Below are 24,971 nucleotides of genomic sequence, written 5' to 3' on the forward strand. Positions count from 1 at the left end.
CCGTGGCAACCATCGAGCACTGGATCGGCGGCAGCGAGACGTCCGGCACGGGCTCCCGACGCGCGACCGTCTACAACCCGGCGACCGGCCAGGGGCAGCACGAGGTCGTGCTGGCCGAGGCCGCCGACGTCGACGCCGCGGTGGCCACCGCCAAGGCGGCCTTCGAGCAGTGGGGCGACTCGTCGCTGAGCAAGCGTACGAAGGTCCTCTTCGCCTTCCGCGAGCTGGTCAACGCGAACGTCAAGGAACTGGCCGAGATCGTCTCCGACGAGCACGGCAAGGTGCTGTCGGACGCGGCCGGCGAGGTGCAGCGCGGCCTCGAGGTGATCGAGTTCGCCTGCGGCATCCCGCAGATGCTCAAGGGTGACTACACCGACCAGGCGTCCAGCGGCGTCGACGTGTTCAGCTTCCGCGAGCCGCTCGGCGTGGTCGCCGGCATCACCCCGTTCAACTTCCCGGCCATGGTGCCGATGTGGATGCACCCGGTGGCGATCGCCTGCGGCAACACGTTCGTGCTCAAGCCCAGCGAGCGTGACCCGTCGGCCTCGAACTTCGTCGCGAAGCTGTGGCAGCGGGCCGGCCTGCCGGACGGCGTCTTCAACGTGGTGCACGGCGACAAGGTGGCGGTGGACGCGATCCTCGACCACCCGGACATCGCCGCGGTCTCGTTCGTCGGCTCCACGCCGATCGCCCGGTACATCCACACCCGGGCCACCGCGACCGGCAAGCGGGTCCAGGCCCTCGGCGGCGCCAAGAACCACGCGATCATCCTGCCCGACGCCGACCTCGACTACGCCGCCGGCCACCTGTCCGCGGCCGCGTTCGGCTCGGCCGGTGAGCGCTGCATGGCGATCTCGGCCGCGGTGGCCGTCGGTTCGGCCGGCGACGCGCTGGTCGACCTGGTCAACCGGAAGGCCGGCGAGGTCGTGGTCGGCTCCGGCCGCGATCCGAGGTCGGAGATGGGCCCGGTCGTCACCGCGGCCGCCAAGGAACGCATCGAGCACCTGATCGGCACCGGCGAGCAGCAGGGCGCCAAGGTGACGGTCGACGGGCGCGGGCTCAAGGTCCCCGGCTACGAGGACGGCTTCTTCGTCGGCCCGACGGTCATCGACCAGGTCGGCGTCGAGATGGACGTGTACACCGAGGAGATCTTCGGCCCGGTGCTGTCGGTGGTCCGGGCGGACACCGTGGACGCGGCGATCGACCTGATCAACGCCAACCGGTACGGCAACGGCACGGCGATCTTCACCAGCAGCGGCGAGGCGGCCCGCCGGTTCCAGCGGGGCGTGAACGTCGGGATGATCGGGATCAACGTCCCGATCCCGGTGCCGATGGCCTACTACTCGTTCGGCGGCTGGAAGGACTCGCTCTTCGGCGACAAGCACATCCACGGTCCCGAGGGCGTCTCGTTCTACACCCGCGGCAAGGTCGTCACCTCGCGCTGGCCGCAGGCCGAGGCCAGCCTTCATTTCCCGACGGCGTCGTGATGAGGCACCTTCAGCTGGGGAGCTGTCCCGACTCGTGGGGTGTCTGGTTCGCCGACGACCCGCGCCAGACGCCGTGGAACCGGTTCCTGGACGAGCTGTCCGGCGCCGGCTACCACTGGCTCGAGCTGGGCCCGTACGGATACCTGCCCACGGACTCGTCGTTGTTGACCGACGAGCTGGCCAAGCGCGACCTGACCTGCGCCGGAGGCACCGTGGCCGGGGTCGGCGGCCCGCACAAGGACTTCGACGCGGTGATGGCCGAGACCCGGAAGGTGGCCGCGCTCACGGCGGCGCTGGGTGCGAAGAACCTGATCTTCGTGCCGGTGCCCGGCTACCGCGACGACGTGACCGGCGCCTACCACCAGGCGGCCGAACTCGACGCCGACGCGTGGAAGACGCTGACGTCGAACAGCGACACGCTCGGGAAGATGCTGGCCGAGGAGTACGGCCTGGCGCTGCGCTTCCACCCGCACGCCGACTACCACGTCGAGACCCAGGCGCAGACCGAGCGCTTCCTGGACGACACCGATCCGGCGTTCGTCTCGCTGTGCCTGGACACCGGCCACCTCGCCTACCGGCAGGCCGACGTCCCGGCGATCATCCGCAGGTACCCGGAGCGCATCGGCTACGTACACATCAAGCAGATGGACCCGGCCATCGCGGCCCGCGCCAAGGCCGACGACCTGCCGTTCGGGCAGGCCGTCGCGCAGGGCGCCAGCGTCGAGCCGCCGGCCGGGTCGCCGGACGTGCCGAGTGTGCTGGAGGCGCTGGGCGAGCTCGACGCCGAACTGTTCGTGGTGGTCGAGCAGGACATGTACCCGGTCGACTTTGATCTACCGCTGCCGATCGCCACCCGTACCCGCACCTACCTGAACTCCGCCGGTCTGCGTTCGCGGCCCGCGCGGGAGCGATAGTCACCACCGAAAGGGAAGCCCCCATGAAAATCATCCGTCCCCTCGCGGTTGCTGCGGTGGTGGCCCTTGCGGTCGCCGGTTGCAGTGGCGGCGGCCGTGAGAAGACCGACGACACCACCGCCTCCGGCGGCAACGCCGCGGGCAGCTCCGGTTTCACCATCGCCTTCATCACGCACGAGACGCCCGGCGACACGTTCTGGGACAAGGTGAAGAACGGCGCCCAGCAGGCGGCCAAGGACACCGGTGTCACGCTGAAGTACTCGAACGACCCGGACGCCACCAAGCAGGCGCAGCTGATCCAGAGCGCGGTGGACTCCAAGGTGAACGGCATCGCCACCACCCTGGTCACCCCGGACGCGCTGGCCGGCGCGGTCAAGGCCGCCACCGACGCGAAGATCCCGCTGGTCGGCTTCAACTCCGGCATCGACCAGTACAAGCAGCTCGGCGCGCTGATGTACTTCGGCTCGGACGAGTCCCTGGCCGGTGAGTCCGCCGGGCAGCGGATCACCCAGGCCGGTGGCAAGAAGCCGCTCTGTGTCATCCAGCAGGCCGGCTCGGTCGCGCTGGAGGCCCGCTGCGCCGGTGTGAAGAAGTCGGCCCCGGCCACCGAGAACGTCCAGGTGAACGGGGCCGACGACGCCGCGGTGACCTCGACGCTGCAGGCGAAGCTGGCGCAGGACAAGTCGATCGACTACATCGTGACGCTGGGCGCCCCGCAGGCGGTGGACGCGCTCAAGGCCATCGAGCAGTCCGGCAGCCAGGCCAAGGTGGTCACGTTCGACCTCAACCAGGAGGTCGCGCAGGACATCAGCGACAAGAAGATCGAGTTCTCGATCGACCAGCAGCCCTACGTGCAGGGCTACATGGCGGTCACCTCGCTCTACCTGAACCTGAAGAACGGCAACGACATCGGCGGCGGCAAGCCCGTGCTCACCGGTCCGTCCTTCGTGGACTCGGCCAACATCGCCACCATCCTGCCCTTCACCAAGAACAACACCCGCTAGTCACTTTGACGCCCGGCCGGCCTTGTCAGGGCCCGGCCGGGCGGATCGGAGTTCAGCCATGAGCCAATCCGTCCAGGCGGCTCCGGCGACCGTCCCCTCGGAGCCGTCCAACCGCGTCAAACTCGGCATGTCGAACCGGATCCTGGCCCGTCCCGAAGTGGGCGCGCTGGTCGCGGCGATCATCATCTTCATCTTCTTCATGGCCGCCGCCCCCGCGTTCCGGTCGGCCGAGTCGTTCTTCACCGTGCTCTACCAGGCCTCCACGATCGGGATCGTCGCGGTCGCGGTCGGCCTGCTGATGATCGGCGGCGAGTTCGACCTGTCGGCCGGCGTCATCGTCACCACCGCGGGCCTGGTGAACTCGATGTTCTGCTGGTACCTCGGCGTGAACCTGTGGATCGGCGCGATCCTCTCGCTGGTCTTCTGCCTGGCCATCGGGTTCCTCAACGGCTACCTGGTGATGCGGACCGGCATTCCCAGCTTCCTGATCACCCTGGGCACGTTCTTTGTACTCCAGGGCGCCAACCTGGGCGTCACCAAGCTGGTCACCAACCAGGTGTCGTCCACCGACATCTCGCAGATCGACGGGTTCGACTCGCTCGCCAACGTCTTCGCCTTCAACATCAAGGTCGGCGGCGTGACGATCTGGGGCACGGTCATCTACTGGATCCTCTTCGTCGCACTGGCCGCCTGGATCCTCACCCGGACCCGCACCGGTAACTGGATCTACGCCGTCGGTGGCGCTCCGGACAGCGCCCGCGCGGTCGGTGTGCCGCTGTTCAAGACCAAGATCGGCCTGTTCATGTCGGTCTCGTTCCTGGGCTGGTTCGTCGGCATGCACATCCTGTACCGGTTCAACACGCTCCAGGCCGGTAACGGCGTCGGCAACGAGTTCCTCTACATCATCGCCGCGGTCGTCGGCGGCACGCTGCTCACCGGCGGCTTCGGCAACGCGTGGGGCGTGGCCATCGGCGCCTTCATCTTCGGCATGACCAGCCTCGGCATCGTCTACGCCGGCTGGGACCCCAACTGGTTCAAGGCCTTCCTGGGCGTGATGCTGCTGCTCGCCGTGCTGGTCAACCTCTACGTCAAGCGGCTCTCGACCACCCGGAAGGTGGGCTGACCCATGACCGACACCCTGGCCGAACACGCCGACAGCCACCTCACCAAGGGCGAGACCCTGATCGAGATGTCCGGCGTCGGCAAGTCGTACGGCGCGATCCGGGCCCTGCGCGGCATCAACATGACCGTCAACGCCGGCGAGGTCACCTGCGTCCTCGGCGACAACGGCGCCGGCAAGTCCACCCTGATCAAGATCATGTCCGGCCTGCACCCGCACAACGAGGGCAAGATGCTGGTCGACGGTCAGGAGGCCTCCTTCTCGTCCCCACGCGAGGCCCTGGACCACGGGATCGCCACCGTGTACCAGGACCTCGCCGTGGTCCCGCTGATGGAGGTCTGGCGCAACTTCTTCCTCGGCTCCGAGCTGACCGTGGGCAAATACCCGCTGGCCAAGCTCAAGGTCAAGGAGATGAAGCAGATCGCCGACGACGAGCTGCGCAAGATGGGCATCGTCGTCAAGGACATCAACCAGCCGATCGGCACCCTCTCCGGCGGCCAGCGCCAGTGTGTCGCCATCGCCCGCGCCGTCTACTTCGGCGCGCGCGTGCTGATCCTCGACGAGCCGACCGCCGCGCTCGGCGTGAAGCAGTCCGGCGTGGTGCTGAAGTATGTCGCGGCGGCCCGGGACGCCGGCCTCGGCGTCGTCTTCATCACCCACAACCCGCACCACGCCTACCTCGTGGGTGACCACTTCGTGATCCTGAAGCTGGGTAGCGCGGTGCTCGACGGCACCCGCGGCGAGGTCTCCCTCGACCAGCTGACCGCGCAGATGGCCGGCGGCGACGAGCTGGCCGAGCTGTCCCACGAGCTGAAGAGGTGACCATGCTCCGCATCGGCGTCATCGGCACCGGGATGATCGGCCAGGACCACATCCGGCGGATGACCCACGTGCTGGCCGGCGTCCGCGTCACCGCGGTCACGGACGTCAACGCCTCCGTCGCCGAGGCGGTCGGCGCCCGCATCGGCGCGACCGTGCACGCCACCGGTGAGGAGGTCATCGCCGACTCCTCCGTGGACGCGGTGGTCGTCTGCTCGTGGGGGCCGACCCACGAGCAGTACGTGCTGGCCGCCATCGCCGCCGGCAAGCCGGTGTTCTGCGAGAAGCCGCTGGCCACCACGGCCGAGGCGTGCGTGCGGATCGTCGAGGCGGAGGCGGCGCACGGCCGCCGGCTGGTGCAGGTCGGCTACATGCGGCGCTACGACAGCGCGTACCGGGAACTGAAGAAGATCCTGGACGCCGGCGACATCGGCGCGCCGCTGATGATGCACTGCGCCCACCGCAACGCCAGCGTCCCTTCGCACTACGAGAAGGAGATGGCGATCACCGACACCGCGGTGCACGAGATCGACATGGTGCGCTGGATGTTCGGCACCGAGATCAAGGCGGCGCGGGTCCTCGTACCCCGGAAGAACCGCAACGGCGGCGAGCTGCAGGACCCGCTCTTCCTGATCCTCGAGATGGCCAACGAGGTGCTGGTCGACGTGGAGATCTCGGTCAACATCCGGTACGGCTACGACATCCGCGGCGAGATCGTCGGCGAGCACGGCACCGCGTCCCTCGGCTCGCTGTCGCCGGTCCGGGTGCGCACTTCGCTGCGGGCGGCCGACCCGGTGCCGGCCGACTGGCGCGAGCGTTTCCTGGCCGCGTACGACGTGGAGTTCCAGGAGTGGATCGACTCGCTCGCGCGGACCGGCGCCCCGGTCGGGCCGAGCGCCTGGGACGGCTACGCGGCCGCGGTGGTCTCCGACGCCGCCGTCGCCGCGTTGCACTCCGGCTCGGCCGAGAACGTCGAGCTCGCCGAGCAGCCGAAGCTCTACTCGGAGGTGACCGCGTGAAGATCGCCCTCGACCCCTACATGCTGCGCAAGGTGCCGCTGCTCGACCTGCCGCGCACGGTGGCCGACCTCGGCTACCAGTACATCGAGCTGTCGCCGCGCGACGACTTCCTGCCGTTCTTCCTGCACCCGCGGGCCGACAACGCGACCGTCGCCGCGTTCCGCAAGGCGCTCGCCGAGGCGGAGGTCGAGGTGGCTTCGGTGCTGCCGCTCTACCGCTGGAGCGGCCCGGACGAGGACGAGCGTCAGGCGGCGGTCCGCTACTGGAAGCGGGCCATCGAGATCACCGTCGACCTCGGCGTGACCGTGATGAACTCCGAGTTCAACGGCCGCCCCGCGCTGGCGGCCGAGAGCGAGGCCCAGTTCTGGCGCTCGATGGAGGAGCTGCTGCCGATCTTCGAGCGCGAGGGTGTCCGCCTGGTGCTGGAGCCGCATCCCGACGACTTCATCGAGGACGGCATCGCGGGCGTCAACCTGGTCCGGGGCATCAACTCCGACCTGGTCACGTTCCTCTACTGCGCGCCGCACACGTTCCACCAGGGCGGCAACCTGGCCGAGATCATGCGCCACGCCGGGCCGCTGCTGACCCAGGTGCACATGGCCGACAGCTTCGACTTCCGGGGCTCGTCCGGGTTGCGCTACATCGTCAACCCGCCGGGCTCGACCGCCCGCGTCCACCAGCACCTCGACATCGGGCAGGGCGAGGTGAACTGGGACCTGTTCTTCGGCACACTGAAGGAGATCGGCTTCGACGGCATCGCGACCGTGTGCGTCTTCGCCTGGGAGGAGCGCGCCGCCGACAGCGCGCGGGTCAACCTCACCAAGATCAACAGCTACCTCTAACGGCACAATCAACGGCCTTTCAGGTACGGGCACGGCAGAGCCCCGCCCCCTCGGCGAGCCAGTCGGTGGCCGGGCCCGGTGCCGCCTGCGCCGGGCGTAGCTGCCGGGTCCGGCCGGCGGCGGCCGGATCGGGATCGGCCGCCGTGGCTGGGGCCGGCACCTCGCACCGCCGCGCCGTGGGTCCGCGCCTCCCGCCACCGCCGTGCATAATCGTCGATCGTGTCGACCCCCGTGCAACCCGAGTCCGCGCCTCCCGCCTCCGACCCGTCCGCACCCGGGCCGTCCGCCTCCAATTCATCCGCGTCTGAGCCGTCCGTGCCCGAGCCTTCCGAACCTGGCCTGTTCGCTCCGGGGCAATCCGAACTTGGCCTGTTCGCTCCGGGAGCGTCCAACTTGGGCCCGGCGCCGGCCGCGGCCGAGAAGAGTGGCTTCAGCGTCGGCGGGATCGTCGTGGTGGTCGTGGGTGTGCTGGCGGTCTGCGGGTTCGGCGGGATCGCCGCGTCCAGCATGGTGTCCACCGCGCTGGACCCGCGGCCGGCCCCGGACGGCATGATTGAGCAACTGTGCGGCGAACCCGGCCGCGACGCCGGCGTCGACGACCTCTGCCCGGCGCCCGAGGCCGGCGCCGAGGCGGAGGAGCCGGCCGCGCAGGCCGATCTGCCCGTGGCGACCCTGCCGCCCGGCCCGGAGCTGGCCAACGCCTACCTCGACCGGTACCAGCACCTGCTGACCTCGGAGCGGCCGGCCACCCGCATCGAGGCCGTGCACCAGGACAGTTTCGCCGGGGACCGCGTCACCGCCCTCAACCGCAAGGTCCACGAGTGCGACGCCCTGACCGGCATCACGATCACCCCGGGCCAGGTCCGGACGGTCGAGACGAACGCCAAGCACACCGTGCTGTCGGTCCGGGTGGTGGAGCGGGCGCCGTCCTGCGTCACCGGCGCCAAGGCGGCCCCCGGCGCCGTCGTCCAGGGAACCACCGACCTGAAGCTGACCTTCGTGAAGGCGATGATGTCCGACAGCCGGAACGTGTGGCAGCTGACCGAGCTCCACGCCACGCCGGTCCAGCCCGATCCGCTCAGTTCGGCCCCGGCCGACCAGCTGGGCAACGCCGTCGTCCGCGCCGACGACAAGACGTTGTTCGCCCCGGCGGCGACCTGAGCCGCCCCCGATGCGGGGCCGCCCCCCGGATGTGGAGCCGGCGCCCTATGTGGACCCGGGCGAGGAGCTGTGGACCCGGGCGAGGAGCTGTGGACCCGGGCGAGGAGCTGTGGAGCCGGGCGAGGAGCTGTAAAGCCGAGCGAGCCCGCATCAGCAGCGGCCGCTGACGTCGGACCCGCCGGAGGACCGGCCACAAGCTCAGCGGAAGGCGGCCGTGACCAGCACCAGCTCAGCCGGGTTGAGCCCGCCCGTGAGGCTCCGGGGCGAGTGGTCGTCCTCGCAGATCAGGGCGTCGCCGAACGTCCGCCAGGTGACGTCGGCCGGCCAGTGGCGCCGGTCGCCGAGCAGCTCGCCGGCGACCGTGCCGGCCACGGCCACCGCCCCGACCGAGGTGACGGCGGCGGCCACGGTTGACGGGTCGCGGGCGACGTCGCCGGAGGCCGGGAGCAGCAGGAGCAGACGTTCGGCGGGGGAGCGGGCCGGGTCGGGCCGGCCGGCGGTGGCGACCAGCTCGGCCCAGGACAGCGCCGGACCGCGGAAGCCACCCTCCAGGGCGGCCAGCGTGAAGGACCGGTCGCCCGACTCCAGCACGTAGTCGGTGCCGGCGTCGTCGGGCAGGTTGCGCATGACGATGTGCAGGCGGGCGTCCCCGGCCATCGGCAGCGTCAGCACCGGCCACACGTCGCGGCTCTCCAGCACCCGCAGGAAGCCGTCGAGGTCGGCCGGGTCGGTGGCGAAGGCCTGCGGCGCCGTGGCCGATCCGCCGACCGCGGACAGGTACGCGGGCCAGAACAGCTCGTCGGTGATCAGGGCGTTGCCGTCGACGAGCGGGAAGCGGGACGGGTAGCCGGGGATGATCACCGCGCCATCATGTCAGCGGTTGGCCCGCTCCACACCCCGGCGGACCAGGGTCCGGATGCCGGGCAGGGTCATCGCGCGCAGCGCCACGTCGCCCTAATCGCGGCGGTCGACCGGCGCGGCCGGTGTGTGCAGCACCTCGCGGGCCTGCTCGGCCGCGCGGAGGATGCTCTCGGCGATGAAGGCGAGGAAGCGGGCGATGTTTTCCAGGCGGGCCGCGGCCGGGGTGTCCGGGCCGAGGATGGCGACGCCCTGGCGGGCGGTCGCGACGAGCTGGTCGTTGGAGCGGGCGCCGGCGATCGTCGCCTGGTAGAACAGCTCGTCGTCGACCAGGTAGCGGTCGCGGCGCCGGTCGTCGCGTTCGCGGCGGACGAGACTCTGGCCCTCCAGGAACGCGATCGCCTTGGAGATGGACGCCGGGCTGACCTGCAGGCGGCGGGCGAGCTGGGCGGCGGTCAGGCTGCCCTCGTCGGTGGTGTAGAGGCAGGTCAGCACCCGGGCCGTCATCCGGGGCAGGCCGGACGCCATCAGGGCGCCGGTGAGCGTCTCCTCGTAGTCGGCGACCGCGCGGGCGTCGCGTCCGTGCGGCTGCGGCTCCGGCGCCGGACCTCGCGCCGCGGCCGGGCGGCGGCGGTGGGCGCGTTGCTCGGTGGCGAGGTGGGCCAGGTCGGCGCGATAGCCGGTCGGGCCGCCGTTGCGCATCACCTCGCGGGTGACCGTCGACGTCGGACGGTCGAGCCGGCGGGCGATCTCGGCGTAGGGCAGGTCGTCGGCCAGCCCGAGCGCGATCCGCCGGCGTTCCTGCTGGGTCAGCCTGCCTCCGGGCATAGCGCTCTCCTCCGTGATGGTGCTGGTCCGGCCACCATAGCGTTGATCGGCAAGTCATTGCAACGGGCTCATTGCATTGACCTTAGGGCCAGTGCAACGATTGCACATATGTCTAGCTGCGTTTACGGGCCGGAGCGCGATGGCAGTGGTTTCTGACGTATGGAAAGCAACGTAGCCTTTCCCTTGTAGGAAAGACGAACCGAAAAGGGGAGATCACGATGCAGAAGTTCGACACCACCGCCGCGATCGCGGTGGTCCTGACCATCCCGGCGGGGCGCGTCCAGGTCATCGCGGCCGAGCGCGCCGACACCACCGTCGAGGTGCGGCCCACCGATCCGGCCAAGCGCACCGATGTCCGGGCCGCCGAGCGGACCACGGTCGCCTATGCCGACAGCGTCCTGCGGATCCGGACCGACGGATCCGAGACCAAGGGATCCATCGAGGTCACCCTCCAGGTGCCGGCCGGCTCCGGCGTCGAGGCCACGGCGGCGAGTGCTGAGTTTCGGACCGTGGGCCGCCTCGGCGATCTGGTCGTCGAGGGCGCGTACCGGGAGATCGTTGTCGACGAGGCCGCGAGCGTCCGTCTCTCCGCCGTCGACGGTGACGTCCGGGTCGGCCGGCTGGGCGGCCCGGCCGAGATCAGCACGACCCGCGGCGACATCCGGATCGCCGAGGCGGCCGGCGGCGCCGTGGTGCTGAGCACCCGGTCCGGCGACATCGAGATCGCGGCGGCGGCGGGCGTCTCCGCCGCGCTGGACGCCGGCACCGGCCACGGCCGGGTCAGCAACGCCCTGGAGAACGACGGCGGCGCCACGCTCGCCGTCCGCGCCACCACCGACCACGGCGACATCGTCGCCCGCAGCTTGTGAAAGGGACGACGATGAATACCAGCTGGACGGGCCTGCTGCCGGTCGACGACACGGCCCTGGCGGTCACCGACACCGGCGGTTCGGGCGTGCCGGTCCTCTACCTCAACGGCCAGTTCGCCACGCAGGGCTACTGGCGGCGCGTCATCGCCGAGCTCGGAACCGGGTGGCGGCACATCACCTACGACGAACGAGCGCGGGGCCGGAAGTCGGGAACCTCGGCCGACTATTCGTTCGACGCCGCCGTCCGGGACGTCGATGCCGTCCTGGCCGCCCGGGGCGTGGACCGCGCGCTGCTGGTCGGCTGGTCCTACGGCGCGTACGTGGGGGCGCACTGGGCGAGCCGGAACCCGGACCGGACGATCGGCGCGGTCCTGGTCGACGGCGCGTTGCCCTACGACTGGCTGGACGAGGCGATGGAGCAGCGGATCCGCACGCTGTTCAAGCGCCTCGGCTGGCTGACCCCACTGGCGCGCCCGTTCGGCCTGACGCCGCGGATGTCCGCCGCCCAGCAGGCCGAAAGCAACATCGAGCTCGGTCGCGTCTCCCGGGAGAGCGCACTGGCCCCGGTGCTGGACGCCGTCACCGTACCGACCCGGTACGTGCTGGCCTCCGGCACCTCGCTGGGCAGCCGGGGCGACGAGCAGGAGAAGATCCGGGCGAGCCTCGACGCCGTCGTCGCCCGCAACCCGCACATCCGGGTGAGCGCCAAGGTGCCCAGCAACCACGACCGGATCCTGCGCAAGGACTTCCGGGCCGTCGCCGACGCGGTGCGTGAGGTGGCCGGCCCGGAGTGAGTCAGCGGTTCGCGCGCTCCACGCCCTTGCGGACCAGGGTCCGGATGCCGGGCAGGGTCATCGCGCGCAGCGCCACGTCGCCCAGCCAGACGTGGAAGTCGCTGGGCGGGGCGAACTGCCGCATCCCGCGGCGGGCCATCGCCTGGCGCTTCACGGCCTCGGGCCGCAGGGCCGACTCCCACGCGTTCAGGGCGTCGGGAACGCCGGCGTGCGCGCGCAGCGCCTCGCCGAGCCGGTCGGCGCCGGCCATGGCCAGTCCGGCGCCGTGGCCGGCGAACAGCGTCACGCACCAGGCCGCGTCGCCCAGCAGCGCGGCGTGGCCGTCGCTCCAGCGCGGCATGACCACCTGGCTCACCGCGTCGAAGTAGACGTCCCGCGGTTCGGTGCGCAGGGCGTCGCCGAGCACGCCGCCCAGGTCGCCGAAGGCGTCGCGGAGCGCGGGCAGAGCTCCCCGGGCGAGCGCCGCGGGCGGGTTGTCGGTGCGGTAGGTGAAGAAGGCCGCGGTGCGGTCGGGGCCGAAGTTCATCAGACCCGCGGTACGCCCGGGTCCGATGTAGGTGACGGCCTCGCCGGTGGCCGGGCCGGACACCGGAAAGGCGCCCACCACGTACGGCAGGTCGACCCGGAAGCCGTCGCCGAACAGCGCCGACCGCGTGGCGGAGTGCAGCCCGTCCGCCCCCACGAACAGATCCGTGTCGGTTGACGGGTCCGCCGTGACGCCGAAGCGGATGTCGGCGAGGTCGCGCACGGCTTCGTACAGGACGGTCTCGAGATCGCCGCGGAAGACCGTGAGAGCGCGACTCCCGACCGTGGCCTCGGCCACCGCGGAGGGCACCGTGTACTTGTGGCTGCCGTCGGCCCGGACCAGCGTCGTCGTGATCAGGCCCAGGTCGCGCTCGCGCAGCGCGGGCAGCAGCCCGAGCCGGTCGGCGGCGTCGTAGCCGAACCCGACCAGGTTGACCACGTAGCCGCCGGTACGCAGGGCCGGCGCCCGTTCCAGCACGGTCACCGACCAGCCGTCCCGGGCCAGCCGCAATGCCGTCGCCAGTCCCGCGATCCCCGCGCCCACCACCGTCGCTCGTTTCACGCACGCCAGTATGAGCAACTGTTCATTCTGGCGCAAGCCGGCACGACCAGCCCCTAGACTCGAGGCCATGCCCCGCGGTGTCGTCATTCCTCAGGTCCGGCAGCAGCTGTTCGCCGCCCTGGAGCGGCTGATCGCGACCGAGGGCCTGAGTGGCCTCACCGGCCGGGCCGTGACCCGTGCCGCCGGTGTCGCGACCGGCCTGCTCTACACGCATTTCCGCAGCTGGGAGGGCTTCCTGGCGCAGTACGCGACCGATCGTTCCTTCCAGCTCGCGAGTGGCGTCGCCGACCTGGCCGGCCGGGCGGGCACGGCGACCGTGGCGGCCAACCTCGACGACGCCGTCAACGCCACTCCGTTCGACGTCGTCGTGCCGCTGATCCGCCTGCTCGCGTCGCGCGCCGACCTGGCCGCGGAGGTCGAGCGGGTGCTCGGCCCGGGGACCGCCGGCCTGGCCGCGGTCGAGCAGGCGGTCGCCCGATACCTGGCCGCCGAGCAGGATCGCGGCCGGCTGCCGGCGGCCACCGATCCCGGGGCGGCGGCGCTCGCGCTGGTGGGCGTGCTGCACTACCGGGTCCTGACGGGTGCGGATCGATCAGAAGTGGACAGCAGTATCCGGTTGCTCACCAGCGCGTTCATCTGACGTTCACCCAGTCCTGGCGTCCGATGCATCGACGTTCCCTAGCGTCACGTCATGACTGAACGACCCCGCCTGCTCCCGGTGCTCGGCCCCGCGGGCCACGCCGGCCGCGACGCGATGACCTGCCTCTACCGCTGTGGCAACGCTTGTGAACACCCGATACCGAACCGGAGCGGCAACCCGTCGCTGACCGACGTCGTCACCACCGGCGTCTCCCGGCGTGGCGTGATGCTGGCCGGAGCGGCCGCCGCCGGTGGCGCGCTCGTGCTCAGCAACATCGCCGCCGAGCCGGCCGCCGCGGCCGCCGTCGACCCACGGGAGATGATGCCGCTCGAGCCGGGCACGCCGGCCGGCGCGCTGTCGTTCAAGCCGATCCCGCCGAACAAGCTCGACTCGCTGGTCGTGCCCAACGGGTACGACTCGGCCGTGGTCATCCGCTGGGGCGACCCGGTCGTGCCGGGCGCGCCCGGGCTCGACGTGACCAAGCAGACCGCGGCGCGGCAGTCGAAGCAGTTCGGCTACAACAACGACTTCGTGGGCGTGCTTCCGATCAACCAGAGGCGGGCGCTGCTCGTGGTGAACCACGAGTACACCAACGAGGAGCTGATCTTCCCGGGCTTCACCTCGCTCGACGCGATGACCGTGGAGCAGATCGAGGTGGCGATGGCCGCGCACGGTCTGTCCGTGGTGGAGATCGAGCGGGTCGGCGACACCGGGCAGTGGCGGCCGGCCACCAAGGGCGCGCTGCCGTACAACAAGCGGATCACCGCGCTGGCGACCCGGTTCGAGCTGACCGGTCCGGCGGCCGGCCACGACCTGCTGCGGACGGCGGCCGACCCGCGTGGGCGTACCGTCATCGGCACCCTGAACAACTGCTCGGGCGGCGTCACGCCGTGGGGCACGGTGCTCTCCGGCGAGGAGAACTTCAACCAGTACTTCGTGGGCGGTGACGGCGCTCCCGAGGCGCTGAAGCCGTCGCTGGCCCGCTACGGCATCCCGACCACCGCCCGGTACCCGTCCGGGTCGCGCAAGTGGGAGCGGGCGCAGGAGCGGTTCGACCTGGCCAAGCACCCGAACGAGGCGCACCGTTTCGGCTGGGTGGTCGAGGTGGACCCGTTCGAGCCGCTGGCCAAGCCGCGCAAGCACACCGCGCTGGGCCGCCTCAAGCACGAGGGCGCCAACGTGATCGTGGCCAAGTCGGGTCACGTGGTCGCGTACATGGGCGACGACGAGCGCTTCGACTACCTGTACAAGTTCGTCAGCGACAAGAAGTACAGGCCGAAGGACCGCCGGCACAACCTCACGTTGCTGGAGTCCGGCACCCTCTACGTGGCCAAGGTGACCGGCGACAGCCCGGCCGCCGAGATCGACGGCACCGGCAAGCTGCCCACGGACGGCGCGTTCGACGGCACCGGCCAGTGGATCAAGCTGGTCTCCGGCGACCGGTCGTTCGTTCCGGGCATGACCGCGGCCGAGGTCCTCATCCGCACCCGCCTGGCCGGCGACGCCGTCGGGGCGACGAAGATGGACCGGCCCGAGGACGTCCAGCCGAGTCTGAAGACCGGCAAGATCTACGCGGCGATGACCAACAACACCAACCGCGCGGTCGGCACGAACCCCGGCGTGGACGAGGCCAACCCGCGCAGCGCCAACAAGCACGGCCACATCTTCGAGATCACCGAGGACCAGGGCGACCACACGGGTACGACGTTCACCTGGGCGCTGCCGATCGTGTGCGGCGACCCGGCCGACCCGTCGACGTACTTCGCCGGCTTCGACAAGTCGAAGGTGTCGCCGATCTCGTGCCCCGACAACGTGGCCTTCGACTCGGCCGGCAACCTCTGGATCTCGACCGACGGCAACGCGCTGGGCAGCAACGACGGCCTGTTCGCGACGCCGATCGAGGGTTCCGACAAGGGCCACCTGCGGCAGTTCCTGACCGTGCCGACCGGCGCCGAGACCTGCGGCCCGTTCGTCACCGGGGACGACCGGTCGGTCTTCGCCGCGGTCCAGCACCCCGGCGAGATCACCGGCGCGTCCCAGCAGAACCCGGCGTCGACCTGGCCGGACGGCGACTTCGCCAAGCCGGCCGTGGTGGTCAGCTGGCGCCTCGACGGCGGCCCGGTCGGCAGCTGATCAACTAATGCGATGCGGCCGGGAGGTATCCAAGAAGTGAACGGGGCATTAACGTCGGCCCATGGCTGATCGACGGCTCCTCCCACTGCTCGGCTCTCCCGGCCGCGACCCGATGACCTGCCTCTACCGGTGCGGCAACGCGTGTGATCATCCCGTGGCCAACACCTCGGACAACCCGTACCTCGGTGATGTGATTTCCCGGCGCGGCCTGCTGCGGGCCGGTGCGGCCGGCGCGGTTGTGCTCAGCACGGGAGTGGCGCTTCCCGAGGCGGCCGCGGCAGCCGAGCCGGCCGCGGCGGCCGCGGCGGTCGGGACGAGCGCCGGAGATCTCACGTTCAAGCCGATCCCGCCGAACGAGATCGACACCGTGATCGTGCCCAACGGCTACGACCACGCCGTCGTGATCCGCTGGGGCGACCCGATCCTGCCCGGCGCGCCCGCGCTCGACGTGCACCACCAGACCGCGGCCCGGCAGCTCAAGCAGTTCGGCTTCAACAACGACTTCCTCGCGGTGCTGCCGATCAGCCGGAACCGCGCGCTGCTCGTGTCCAACCACGAGTACACCAACGAGGAGCTGATGTTCCCCGGCTTCACCTCGCAGGAGGCGCTGACCGTCGAGCAGGTGCGGGTGGCGATGGCCGCGCACGGGATGTCGGTGGTCGAGCTCGAGCGCGTCGCCCGGACCGGCGAGTGGCGGGCGGTGACCGAGGGGCGCCGCCGGTACAACCGCCGCTACACCATGCTCGAGACGCCGTTCCGCTTCGACGGCCCGGCGGCCGGGTCGCCGCTGCTCCGGACGGCGGCCGACCCGCGCGGCGTGATCGCCATCGGCACCCTGAACAACTGTTCGGGCGGCGTGACGCCGTGGGGCACGGTGCTCTCCGGTGAGGAGAACTTCAACCAGTACTTCGTCGGCGGTGACGCGGTGCCGGCCGCGCTCAAGCCGACCATGGCCCGCTACGGGATCACCACGACCGCGCGGTACCCGAGCGGCTCCCGGCGCTGGGAGCGCGCGCAGGAGCGGTTCGACCTGGCCAAGCACCCGAACGAGGCGCACCGGTTCGGGTGGATCGTCGAGATCGACCCGTACGAGCCGAACTCGACGCCCCGCAAACACACCGCGATGGGCCGCCTCAAGCACGAGGGCGCCAACGTGATCGTGGCCGGGTCGGGTCACGTGGTCGCGTACATGGGCGACGACGAGCGCTTCGACTACCTGTACAAGTTCGTCAGCTCGGCCAAGTATCGGCCCGGGGATCGGGCCCACAACAAGACGCTGCTGGAGTCGGGCACGCTCTACGTCGCCAAGGTAACCGGGGACAGCCCGCCGGCCGAGATCGACGGCTCGGGCCGGCTCCCGTCCGACGGCCTGTTCGACGGGACCGGCCGATGGATCAAGCTGGCCTCGCCCAGCGGCTCGCACGTCGCCGGGATGAGCGCGCAGGAGGTGCTGATCTATGCCCGGCTGGCCGGCGACGCCGTCGGTGCGACCAAGATGGACCGGCCCGAGGACGTCCAGCCGAGCCTGCACAGCGGCAAGATCTACGCCGCGATGACCAACAACAGCAACCGCGGCGTCGGCTCGAACCCCGGCGTGGACGAGGCCAACCCGCGGCGCGAGAACAAGCACGGCCACATCTTCGAGATCACCGAGGACGGCGGCGACCACACCGGCGAGACCTTCACCTGGGCGCTGCCGATCGTGTGCGGCGACCCGGCCGACCCCTCGACCTACTTCGCCGGGTACGACAAGTCGAAGGTGTCACCGATCTCGTGCCCCGACAACGTGGCCTTCGACTCGACCGGCAACCTCTGGATCTCGACCGACGGCAACGCGCTGGGCAGCAACGACGGCCTCTTCGCGACGCCGCTGGAGGGCGCCGAGCGCGGCCACCTGAAGCAGTTCCTGACCGTGCCGCCGGGCGCCGAGACGTGCGGCCCGTTCATCGTCGAGGACGAACGCTCGGTCTTCGTGGCCGTCCAGCACCCCGGCGAGATCACCGGCGCCACGCTCGACAACCCGGCGTCCACCTGGCCGGACGGCGACTTCGCCAAGCCGGCCGTGGTGGTCACCTGGCGCCTGGACGGAGGCCCGATCGGGAGCTGACCGCGGGCAGCTCGATGTCGTTCGAGGCGTCCCGGACCGGCGCGCTGGCCAGCAGCTTGAGCAGGCCGAGGCGCTGGAGCCAGGGCGCGACGCGGAACTTCAGGTTGCGCCGCCGCAGGGCCCGGGCCGTGCGGGGCAGGACGCTGGAGTGCGGGCGCAGGGCGAGTGCCTGGTTGCGCTCGACAAAGGGCCTCAAGCGGTTCTCGTACGCCCGGAGCGCGCCGGCCGGGCCATCGGGGGCGGTAGCCAGCTCCGCCGCCAGCATGTACGCGCCGATCAGCGCGATGCTCGTGCCCTGCCCCGAGAGGAACGACGGCGCGAACGCCGCGTCGCCGACCACCGCCACGCGACCGGTGCTCCAGGACGGCATCCGGACCTGGCTGACGGTGTCGAAGTACAGGTCGCCGGCCTCGGGCAGCGCCCGCACGACCCGGGCGGCCAGGGGCCAGCGCGCGTCGCCGTACACCTGCTCGGCCAGTCGCGCGGCGGCGGCGGGGTCGCGTACATCAACCGAACCTGGGTCTTGAACCTCGAAGGCGAGGAAGGCCCGGGCGGGACCGGTCTCGCCGCGCCCGACCATCATCGTGTTGCCGGGGCGGCTGTACATGTAGCCGACGCCCGCCTCGCCGATCGGCTCGTCGATGTCGTAGATGGCCGCGCATGGCCCGAGGTGCCGGATGAACCGCTCCTCGGGACCGAACGCGAGCCGGCGGGTCGTCGAGTGGATGCCGTCGGCGCCGATCACCACGTCGAAGGTGCGCGGCGGCCCGGTCACGAAGCTCACGTCGACCCGGTCGGGATGCTCGTCGATGGCCGCCACGGAGTTGTCGAAGACGTACTCGATGTCGTTCCTGGTCAGGTCGTAGAGGATGCGCGTCAGCTCGCCGCGGGGCAGTTCGACGTCCTCGGTGCTGACCCCGGCGATCAGGTCGCCGAGCGCGAAGGAGGCGATCGGGCGCCCGATCGGCGCGAGGATCCGGGCGGTCTGGTGGCGGGTGCGGGCGGCGCTGATCGCGTCGTAGATGCCCATCCGCCGGGCGACCTCGGCCGCCGACCCGCGGACGTCGATCGGATAGCCGCCGCCGCGGATGCGGGTCGCCCGCTCGACGAGCGTGACCTCCCATCCGGCCTGGTGCAGCCAGTAGGCGACGGCTGGTCCGGCGATGCTCGCGCCGGACACGAGTGCGGTGGGCATGATGGGGTCCCCCAGGGCTTCATAAGATACGTCCGTGTTTCTTAAGACCGTAACCCCGGCTGATAAGGTACGCAAGTGAGTCTTAAATCTCGTCGCCGCGGCGCCGCCCTCGAGGAGGCGATCCTGTCGGCCGCGGCCGAGCAGCTGCAGGAGTCCGGGTACGCCCGGTTCACCATCGAGGCCGTCGCCGAACGGGCGGGCACCAGCCGGCCCGTCCTCTACCGGCGCTGGCCCACCCGCGCCGACCTGCTCCTGGCGACGATCCGCTGGTTCGGCGAACGCACCCGGCCGCCCACTCCCGACACCGGCAACCTCCGCGACGACATGCTGACCCTGCTCCGCTTCACGAACTCCGTCCGGCTGAGCGCCATGGCCGTGATCGGCGCGCAGGTCGGCTCGTTCTACGAGGACACCGGCGTCACCCCGGCCGAACTACGCCGACACCTGATCGGCGACCGCCCGCAGGTCCTCGACGAGGTCCTCGCCCGCGCGGCGTCCCGGGGCGAGGCCCCCGCCGACCTGCCACGCCGGATCCGCGAGCTGCCCTTCGACCTGCTCCGCGGCGAGGCGATGCTGACCATGAAGCCCCTGTCCGACGAGAGCATCGTCGAGATCGTGGACGACGTGTTCCTGCCGCTGATCCGCCTGCGCTTGGCTTCCGCTCAGGGCGGGCGCCGTTGACCTTGGAGCGCAGCAGAGGTCCTCAGGCGGTGCGCAGGTCGATCGTGTGCCAGACGGTGGTGTCCTGATCTCCCGTAGACCACCAGACCACGCCGTTGCGGGCGTGCGCGGTGCCGGCGTCGGCGGCCAGCTCGGTGGTCGTACCGTCGGCGAGGTCATGGACCACCAGAGCCTCCGTCCCGGTGAGATCCGAGTCGGGCCGGGGCCGCCCGAGCACCTCGAACCGGTCCAGCAGGGCCGCGTCGGTGAGCGCCGCGGTAGCCTCCGGCCCCGCGATCTGCCGCCGGTCACTGCCGTCCGGCCGCATCACGTCGATCCGCGCCAGCCCGCCCGCCGCCACCACCATCACGCGGCACCAGGCCGGGACGCAGGTCGCCAGCTCGGCGCCGCTGATTCGAACCTCGACATCCCGGCTGGTCACCGGATTGCGCAGGGTGGTAGCCCCGGTCTGATCCCCGGCGCCGTCAACCAGCCACGGCCAGGCGGACAGCGCCCACACCCCATCCGTCACCGTCACAGTCACCTTGCCGCCGGCGAGCGGGACCGAGCGGATCTCGGTGCGCTCGACGGGCTCCACATCCGTCGCCGCGCCGGGCGTTTCTCTGGCGCTTGGCGTTCCGCCGGGCGTTGCTGTGGCCGTCGTTGTTGTGCCGGCCGCCGCGGCGGCCCAGTGCACGGCGCCGTCGGCGATGACCAGGTCGTAGGCCGAGCCGTAGCCGACGAAGTTTCCGGTGTCGGCGGTGAGCCGCCGCGCTTTGGTGGTGCCGATATCAGCCGCCCAGATTTCGGTGGCCACCCGGCCGTCGTCACCCTGCGAGGTCGAGGACTCCACCCAGGCGATCGTCGTGCCGTCCGTGGTGAACGAGTCGAACACCGGGATGTCCGCGAACGGCCGGCGCCGCAACTCGGCGAAGGACCCGTCCGCCGCCCGCGCCACGAGCCGGAGTTGATCACCCGCCGGGCTGGGCGAGGTGCCGATGGCACTGCGCGCGTCGAGGAAGAGCCCAGGGGTGAAGATCGGCCCGTCGGCGAGGTTCCCGGCGAACTGGGCCCGCTGCGCCCGCGACACGGCCGGCGTCGTGGGCGCGGGGTCTTCCCGCTGGGGCAGAAGGATCAGGAACGCCGCGGCGGCCAGAGCGGCGGCCAGGCCGATCAAGGCGACGCGGTTGCGTGGCTCGGTCACTCGTACTGCTGCCTTGGTGCGGGGATCTGCTTCCAGGTACGGACCTCCAGGTAGGGGACGGCGGCCTGGTTGATCTCGTCGGCGGCGGTGCGGTTGATCCACGTGCCGTCGGTTTCCACCCAGGTGTCGGGGGCCAGGCCGGACGGCAGGTTGCCGGCGAGCGCCACCTTGATCGGGCGGCCGTCGGCGGCGCAGCAGGAGAGGACCATCCGGGTGAGCATCGGGGCGCCGTCGGGGCCGGGGGTGATGAAGCCGGTCAGCCGTACCGTGCGGCTCCGAAGGGTTCTGCCGTCGTCGAAGACGGCGCGTGAGGCGTAGTCGAGGAGGCTCACCGGCACGGGGTCGCCGGGCGGCAGGGCGGGATAGACGGCGTCGGAAGGTGCCACGCTCAGGACGCTGCCGGAGCGTTCGGCGGCGTCCGCGCCGAGGGCGGGTGGCGACACCAGGAGCAGGCCCAGCACCGGAAGAATGAGCAGCCATCCGACTCGCGGCTCGTGGTGGGCGCCGCCGTGGTCGTCATGCCCGCCGTCCTCGACCACGGCGGCCGGAGAGGAGCCGGCGGCCGGAGAGGAGCCGGCGGCCGGAGAGGAGCCCGTGGCGCGGCGGGGCGGGCGGAGGTCGTACCAGAGGGTCATGATCGCGGCCGTGACCAGGAGCAGGCCGGCGACCACCAGGAACGGGCGCAGGCCCTCCTTCACGTAGCGCAGCGACAGGTCCGTGACGCCGGCCTTGGCGATCGCGCCGCCGAAGAGGAGCAGGATGACGGCCTGGGCCTGGCGGTTCACAGGAGCACCGCCCCGACGCGCAGGGCGGCCAGCACGGCCGCCGCGAAGTGCAGATCGACAGCAGGACGGCCAGCTATCGCGAGGATCTCGACCGAGCCGATCCGCCGCCGGGTGAGAGCTGACACCGCGACAGGTTAACCAGCGGGACCACCCATGCATTAATCGCGAAGCTCGCATATCCCTCCGAGGGACTTTCGGCGCGCGAGAGAAAAGTTCTTTTATATACGGCGAAAGATATGGACGTGGCGTCGGTAGTGGACCAACATGTTCATCAATCCGAATCTCTCGTGTAACACCCGGGGAGCGCCGATGATCCGTCCACTGCTCGTCACGGCCCTTGTGGGGTCGCTGGCGATCGCCACGCCGGCGTACGCCGCCGACGAGATACCGCCGCAAGAGCCAGGCGTCACGATGCGTACGTACGACATCGGGCCGTTGAACACCATCTGCGAGCTCAAGCAGGGCCAGACGCCCAACGTGGACAAGCTCATGCAGAGCATCGACTGGACCACCGCGGAACAGTTCGGCTTCGAGGACAACTTCCTCACCCACGTCATCGCGAACCTCACGGTCCCGTCCGACGGCTCGTACGCGTTCCGGCTGACCAGCGACGACGGCTCCAAGCTGTACGTCGACGACAAGGTCGTGATCGACCACGACGGCCTGCACGGCGCCGAGCCCAAGGACGGCTCCGTCCAGCTCACCGCGGGTGTGCACGGGCTGCGGATCGAGCACTTCGAGCGCAGCGGCGGCCAGCAGCTCACGCTGGCCTGGCAGCCGCCCGGCGCGAGCGAGTTCGCCCTGGTGCCCAACACGGTGCTCAGCACCGACGCCGAGACGGTCCGGGTCACCGCGCCGGGTCGCAAGGAGTGCACCACCGGCGCCGACTCCCCGGGTGACGGCCTCCCGCTGACCGACGTGAACCCCGGTTACACGCTGACCAACCTGCGTCCGCCGGGCTTCGAGCCGACCGTGTCGGGCATGGCCTGGCGCCCGGACGGCAAGCTGCTGATCTCCACCTGGGGCGGTTCGGACAAGAACGCCGGTGAGGTCTACCTGCTCGACCACGTGACCGGGGCGACCTCGCCCGAGCAGGTCACGTACACGAGGCTCGCCGGTGGTCTCAAGGAGCCGATGGGCATCGCGTACGTCGACGGCCTGACCTACGTGTCGCAGAAGCACGAGCTCACCGAGCTGAAGGACACCGACGGCGACGAGGTGCTGGACGCGAAGCGGACGGTCGCGACCTTCCCGTACGACGGTAACTTCCACGAGTTCGCGTTCGGCCTGCTCTACAAGGGCGGCAACTTCTACCTCAACCTGTCGGTGTCGATCAACCTGGGCGGCGCCACGACCGACCCGCAGGGTTCGCCCGGCCGGGGCGTGAGCCTCGTCATCAACCGCAAGACCGGCAAGGTCACCACGGTCGCGGGCGGGCTGCGTACGCCGAACGGCATCGGTTTCGGCCAGGGCAACGACGTGTACGTGACGGACAACCAGGGTGGCTGGCTCCCGTCCTCGAAGCTGGTCAAGATCCAGCAGGGCGACTTCTACAACCACTACACCAACCCGGACGGGCAGTTCGACGGCAACCCGGTGACCCGGCCGGTGCTGTGGATGCCGCAGAACGAGATCGCCAACTCGCCGAGCACCCCGGTGCTGCTCAAGTCCGGGCCGTACCGCGGTCAGTTCGTGATCGGCGACGTCACCTACGGCGGCCTCCAGCGGGCCGCCCTGGAGACGGTGCGCGGCCAGGAGCAGGGCGCCCTGTTCCGGCACACCCAGGGCCTCGAGGCCGGCATCAACGAGGTGTCGCTCGGCCCGGACGGTGACATCTACGTCGGCGGCATCGGGGACACCGGCAACTGGGGCCAGGACGGCAAGCTCAAGTTCGGGCTCCAGAAGCTCACCCCCAACGGTACGAACGTGTTCGACATGAAGACGATGAGCGCCACCGGCACCGGCTTCAAGATCGAGTACACCAAGCCGCTGTCCGACGAGACGATCGAGAAGCTGGCGACCGCGTACAAGGTCGACCAGTGGCGGTATGTCGCCAGCGCCCAGTACGGCGGCCCGAAGGTCGACCAGGAGACGCTGAACGTGACCGGCGTGTCGGTCTCCAAGGACCGCAAGACCGTCAAGCTCGACATCGCCGGACTCAAGCGCGACCGGGTCGTGCACCTGCGCTCGCCGCGGCCGTTCGCGGCCCGCGGTGGCGAGACCCTGTGGAGCACCGAGGCCTGGTACACGCTCAACGAGATCCCGGGCGTGACCCCCGAGCAGGAGGTCTTCTACGACCTCGAGGCGGGCGAGCCGGGTGGCGGCGCCACCTTCGCCACCGACCACCGCGGCTTCACCGGCGTCGGGTTCGTGGCCGGCTTCGGCACCATGAACGCCAAGGTCACGACCCACGTCAAGGTCAAGGAGGCCGGCGAGTACGCGGTCGGCCTGCGCTACTCGAACGGTCCCAACCCGTTCAGCGGCACCAAGACGGTCAGCGTCTACGTGAACAACCGCAAGGTCCGTCAGGTGTCCCTGCCGACCACGGTGACGTGGGATGACTGGGCGCAGGCGACCGAGAAGCTGACGCTGAAGCGGGGTATCAACACGATCAGCTACCGGGTCGACGCGGAGGACACCGGACACGTCAACCTGGACGCGATCAGCATCCGCAAGCCGGGCGAGCGGATCAACCTGATCAACGGCACCGGCCTGGCCGACTGGCAGCACACCGACGGCCGGTTCCCCGAGTGGCCGTCGGTCGAGGGCAACGCGGTCGAGGTCTGCTGCGGTGACCTGCGCACCAAGGAGGCGTTCGGCGACTACAAGCTGCACGTCGAGTTCAAGGTCCCGCTGCTGCCCCCGGACGTCACCGGCCAGAACCGTGGCAACAGCGGCGTCTACCAGCAGGAGCGGTACGAGCTTCAGATCCTCGACTCGTACGGCGACACGACGCTCGACAACAACGAGGCCGGCGCCATGTACACGATCAAGGCGCCGGACGTGAACGCGGCGACCGCGCCGGAGACGTGGCAGACGTACGACGTCACGTACCGGGCGGCCCGCTACGACGCGGCCGGCGTCAAGACCGAGAACGCCCGGATCACGGTGATCTGGAACGGCGTCAAGGTGCAGGACAACGTCGAACTGCCGCGCGGCACCGGCGGCAACATCGCCGAGGGTCCCTCGACGGGCGCGATCCGCCTGCAGGACCACGGCAACAAGGTCCGCTACCGCAACGTGTGGATCGAACCGACCGTCTGATCAGGACGGGAACGGCCGGGGGGGGGGGGGGGGGGGGGCCGCCCCCCCCCCCCCCCCACACACCGCGGAACGCGCGGGGGGGGGGGGGGCGCCCCCGCGACCCCCCCCCGGCCTCCCCCCCCCCCCCACCACGGCCCCCCCCCCCACCGTGTGCCTCTCACCCACCGTCTCACCCGGCGGG

At 70.8% G+C, this 24,971-nt stretch carries 22 protein-coding genes; 15 read left to right on the forward strand and 7 right to left on the reverse strand.

Annotation, left to right across the window (positions count from 1 at the left end):
* Positions 1 to 2: 2 nt before the first annotated feature.
* The 8 genes from AB0M54_RS34030 (at position 3) to AB0M54_RS34065 (ending at position 8,366) form a co-directional block, all read left to right on the forward strand.
* Positions 3 to 1,487: a CoA-acylating methylmalonate-semialdehyde dehydrogenase gene (locus AB0M54_RS34030; RefSeq protein ID WP_364475862.1), complete on the forward strand. Its 1,485-nt coding sequence runs from the start codon at positions 3 to 5 to the stop codon at positions 1,485 to 1,487.
* A complete protein-coding gene (locus AB0M54_RS34035) occupies positions 1,487 to 2,401 on the forward strand; it encodes a TIM barrel protein (RefSeq protein ID WP_364475864.1) in 915 nt (304 codons plus the stop codon). Before AB0M54_RS34030 ends, AB0M54_RS34035 begins: the two co-directional genes overlap by 1 nt.
* Positions 2,402 to 2,424: 23 nt before the next feature.
* Positions 2,425 to 3,405: a sugar ABC transporter substrate-binding protein gene (locus tag AB0M54_RS34040; protein WP_364319071.1), complete on the forward strand. Its 981-nt coding sequence runs from the start codon at positions 2,425 to 2,427 to the stop codon at positions 3,403 to 3,405.
* A 58-nt stretch (positions 3,406 to 3,463) separates the two neighbouring features.
* Positions 3,464 to 4,528: an ABC transporter permease gene (locus AB0M54_RS34045; RefSeq protein ID WP_364319069.1), complete on the forward strand. Its 1,065-nt coding sequence runs from the start codon at positions 3,464 to 3,466 to the stop codon at positions 4,526 to 4,528.
* A 3-nt stretch (positions 4,529 to 4,531) separates the two neighbouring features.
* Positions 4,532 to 5,347, forward strand: a complete 816-nt coding sequence (locus tag AB0M54_RS34050; RefSeq protein ID WP_364319067.1) for an ATP-binding cassette domain-containing protein — start codon at positions 4,532 to 4,534, stop codon at positions 5,345 to 5,347.
* A gap of 2 nt (positions 5,348 to 5,349) precedes the next feature.
* Positions 5,350 to 6,363, forward strand: a complete 1,014-nt coding sequence (locus AB0M54_RS34055; RefSeq protein WP_364476001.1) for a Gfo/Idh/MocA family oxidoreductase — start codon at positions 5,350 to 5,352, stop codon at positions 6,361 to 6,363.
* Positions 6,360 to 7,205 carry a sugar phosphate isomerase/epimerase gene (locus AB0M54_RS34060; RefSeq protein WP_364475866.1) on the forward strand — a complete coding sequence of 282 codons (846 nt, stop codon included), beginning with the start codon at positions 6,360 to 6,362 and terminating at the stop codon, positions 7,203 to 7,205. The genes AB0M54_RS34055 and AB0M54_RS34060 overlap by 4 nt, the downstream gene beginning before the upstream one ends.
* Positions 7,206 to 7,598: 393 nt before the next feature.
* Positions 7,599 to 8,366, forward strand: coding sequence for a hypothetical protein (locus AB0M54_RS34065; protein ID WP_364475868.1), 768 nt, complete (start codon positions 7,599 to 7,601; stop codon positions 8,364 to 8,366).
* Positions 8,367 to 8,564: 198 nt separating this feature from the next.
* Here the strand turns inward: AB0M54_RS34065 and AB0M54_RS34070 are convergent, their stop codons facing one another.
* Both AB0M54_RS34070 and AB0M54_RS34075 read right to left on the reverse strand, forming a co-directional pair.
* Complete coding sequence (locus AB0M54_RS34070) at positions 8,565 to 9,227, reverse strand: hypothetical protein (RefSeq protein WP_364475870.1); 663 nt, start codon at positions 9,225 to 9,227, stop codon at positions 8,565 to 8,567.
* Positions 9,228 to 9,320: 93 nt separating this feature from the next.
* The gene (locus AB0M54_RS34075) at positions 9,321 to 10,052 is read right to left on the reverse strand and encodes a helix-turn-helix domain-containing protein (protein WP_364322102.1); all 732 of its coding nucleotides are present in this window, start codon (positions 10,050 to 10,052) and stop codon (positions 9,321 to 9,323) included.
* Positions 10,053 to 10,270: 218 nt separating this feature from the next.
* Between AB0M54_RS34075 and AB0M54_RS34080 the strand changes: the two genes are divergently transcribed.
* Positions 10,271 to 10,921 (forward strand): DUF4097 family beta strand repeat-containing protein, encoded by a 651-nt coding sequence (locus tag AB0M54_RS34080; protein WP_364322100.1) that lies wholly within the window; start codon positions 10,271 to 10,273, stop codon positions 10,919 to 10,921.
* A gap of 11 nt (positions 10,922 to 10,932) precedes the next feature.
* Positions 10,933 to 11,715: an alpha/beta fold hydrolase gene (locus tag AB0M54_RS34085; RefSeq protein ID WP_364322098.1), complete on the forward strand. Its 783-nt coding sequence runs from the start codon at positions 10,933 to 10,935 to the stop codon at positions 11,713 to 11,715.
* Between the two features lies 1 nt (position 11,716).
* On the opposite strand, the gene AB0M54_RS34090 is transcribed toward AB0M54_RS34085, so the two are convergent.
* Complete coding sequence (locus AB0M54_RS34090; protein WP_364475872.1) at positions 11,717 to 12,802, reverse strand: FAD-dependent oxidoreductase; 1,086 nt, start codon at positions 12,800 to 12,802, stop codon at positions 11,717 to 11,719.
* Between the two features lie 67 nt (positions 12,803 to 12,869).
* Between AB0M54_RS34090 and AB0M54_RS34095 the strand changes: the two genes are divergently transcribed.
* From AB0M54_RS34095 to AB0M54_RS34105, 3 genes are all read left to right on the forward strand, one after another.
* Complete coding sequence (locus AB0M54_RS34095) at positions 12,870 to 13,442, forward strand: TetR/AcrR family transcriptional regulator (RefSeq protein ID WP_364475874.1); 573 nt, start codon at positions 12,870 to 12,872, stop codon at positions 13,440 to 13,442.
* Positions 13,443 to 13,493: 51 nt separating this feature from the next.
* The gene (locus AB0M54_RS34100; protein ID WP_364475876.1) at positions 13,494 to 15,575 is read left to right on the forward strand and encodes a PhoX family phosphatase; all 2,082 of its coding nucleotides are present in this window, start codon (positions 13,494 to 13,496) and stop codon (positions 15,573 to 15,575) included.
* Positions 15,576 to 15,636: 61 nt separating this feature from the next.
* Positions 15,637 to 17,682: a PhoX family phosphatase gene (locus AB0M54_RS34105; RefSeq protein ID WP_364322090.1), complete on the forward strand. Its 2,046-nt coding sequence runs from the start codon at positions 15,637 to 15,639 to the stop codon at positions 17,680 to 17,682.
* Here the strand turns inward: AB0M54_RS34105 and AB0M54_RS34110 are convergent.
* On the reverse strand, positions 17,645 to 18,877 hold the full coding sequence (locus tag AB0M54_RS34110; protein WP_364475878.1) for an FAD-dependent monooxygenase: 1,233 nt from the start codon (positions 18,875 to 18,877) through the stop codon (positions 17,645 to 17,647). The two genes, AB0M54_RS34105 and AB0M54_RS34110, sit on opposite strands and share 38 nt — an antisense overlap.
* A 75-nt stretch (positions 18,878 to 18,952) precedes the next feature.
* Between AB0M54_RS34110 and AB0M54_RS34115 the strand changes: the two genes are divergently transcribed.
* Entirely contained in the window at positions 18,953 to 19,558 is a 606-nt protein-coding gene (locus tag AB0M54_RS34115) for a TetR/AcrR family transcriptional regulator (RefSeq protein ID WP_364322086.1), read from the forward strand.
* A 22-nt stretch (positions 19,559 to 19,580) separates the two neighbouring features.
* On the opposite strand, the gene AB0M54_RS34120 is transcribed toward AB0M54_RS34115, so the two are convergent.
* Genes AB0M54_RS34120 through AB0M54_RS34130 form a run of 3 tightly spaced genes read right to left on the reverse strand, consistent with a single transcriptional unit; the run spans position 19,581 to position 21,651 of the window.
* Positions 19,581 to 20,741 carry a hypothetical protein gene (locus AB0M54_RS34120; protein WP_364475880.1) on the reverse strand — a complete coding sequence of 387 codons (1,161 nt, stop codon included), beginning with the start codon at positions 20,739 to 20,741 and terminating at the stop codon, positions 19,581 to 19,583.
* A complete protein-coding gene (locus AB0M54_RS34125) occupies positions 20,738 to 21,526 on the reverse strand; it encodes a TIGR03943 family protein (protein WP_364475882.1) in 789 nt (262 codons plus the stop codon). The genes AB0M54_RS34120 and AB0M54_RS34125 overlap by 4 nt, the downstream gene beginning before the upstream one ends.
* Positions 21,523 to 21,651, reverse strand: coding sequence for a hypothetical protein (locus AB0M54_RS34130; protein WP_364475884.1), 129 nt, complete (start codon positions 21,649 to 21,651; stop codon positions 21,523 to 21,525). Before AB0M54_RS34130 ends, AB0M54_RS34125 begins: the two co-directional genes overlap by 4 nt.
* A gap of 184 nt (positions 21,652 to 21,835) precedes the next feature.
* Here AB0M54_RS34130 and AB0M54_RS34135 point away from each other — a divergent pair, with 184 nt between their 5' ends.
* The gene (locus AB0M54_RS34135) at positions 21,836 to 24,790 is read left to right on the forward strand and encodes a family 16 glycoside hydrolase (protein WP_364322079.1); all 2,955 of its coding nucleotides are present in this window, start codon (positions 21,836 to 21,838) and stop codon (positions 24,788 to 24,790) included.
* Positions 24,791 to 24,971: the final 181 nt, after the last annotated feature.

Origin of the sequence: Actinoplanes sp. NPDC051470 (genome assembly GCF_040682035.1) — a bacterium.
GTDB lineage: Bacteria > Actinomycetota > Actinomycetes > Mycobacteriales > Micromonosporaceae > Actinoplanes.

Excerpts from the sequence above, each read along its gene's own strand:
- AB0M54_RS34035 (WP_364475864.1), top strand. The coding sequence starts at position 1,487 with ATGAGGCACCTTCAGCTGGGGAGCTGTCCCGACTCGTGGGGTGTCTGG.
- AB0M54_RS34040 (WP_364319071.1), top strand. The coding sequence starts at position 2,425 with ATGAAAATCATCCGTCCCCTCGCGGTTGCTGCGGTGGTGGCCCTTGCG.
- AB0M54_RS34045 (WP_364319069.1), top strand. The coding sequence starts at position 3,464 with ATGAGCCAATCCGTCCAGGCGGCTCCGGCGACCGTCCCCTCGGAGCCG.
- AB0M54_RS34050 (WP_364319067.1), top strand. The coding sequence starts at position 4,532 with ATGACCGACACCCTGGCCGAACACGCCGACAGCCACCTCACCAAGGGC.
- AB0M54_RS34055 (WP_364476001.1), top strand. The coding sequence starts at position 5,350 with ATGCTCCGCATCGGCGTCATCGGCACCGGGATGATCGGCCAGGACCAC.
- AB0M54_RS34075 (WP_364322102.1), bottom strand. The coding sequence starts at position 10,052 with ATGCCCGGAGGCAGGCTGACCCAGCAGGAACGCCGGCGGATCGCGCTC.
- AB0M54_RS34080 (WP_364322100.1), top strand. The coding sequence starts at position 10,271 with ATGCAGAAGTTCGACACCACCGCCGCGATCGCGGTGGTCCTGACCATC.
- AB0M54_RS34085 (WP_364322098.1), top strand. The coding sequence starts at position 10,933 with ATGAATACCAGCTGGACGGGCCTGCTGCCGGTCGACGACACGGCCCTG.
- AB0M54_RS34095 (WP_364475874.1), top strand. The coding sequence starts at position 12,870 with ATGCCCCGCGGTGTCGTCATTCCTCAGGTCCGGCAGCAGCTGTTCGCC.
- AB0M54_RS34100 (WP_364475876.1), top strand. The coding sequence starts at position 13,494 with ATGACTGAACGACCCCGCCTGCTCCCGGTGCTCGGCCCCGCGGGCCAC.
- AB0M54_RS34105 (WP_364322090.1), top strand. The coding sequence starts at position 15,637 with ATGGCTGATCGACGGCTCCTCCCACTGCTCGGCTCTCCCGGCCGCGAC.
- AB0M54_RS34110 (WP_364475878.1), bottom strand. The coding sequence starts at position 18,877 with ATGCCCACCGCACTCGTGTCCGGCGCGAGCATCGCCGGACCAGCCGTC.
- AB0M54_RS34135 (WP_364322079.1), top strand. The coding sequence starts at position 21,836 with ATGATCCGTCCACTGCTCGTCACGGCCCTTGTGGGGTCGCTGGCGATC.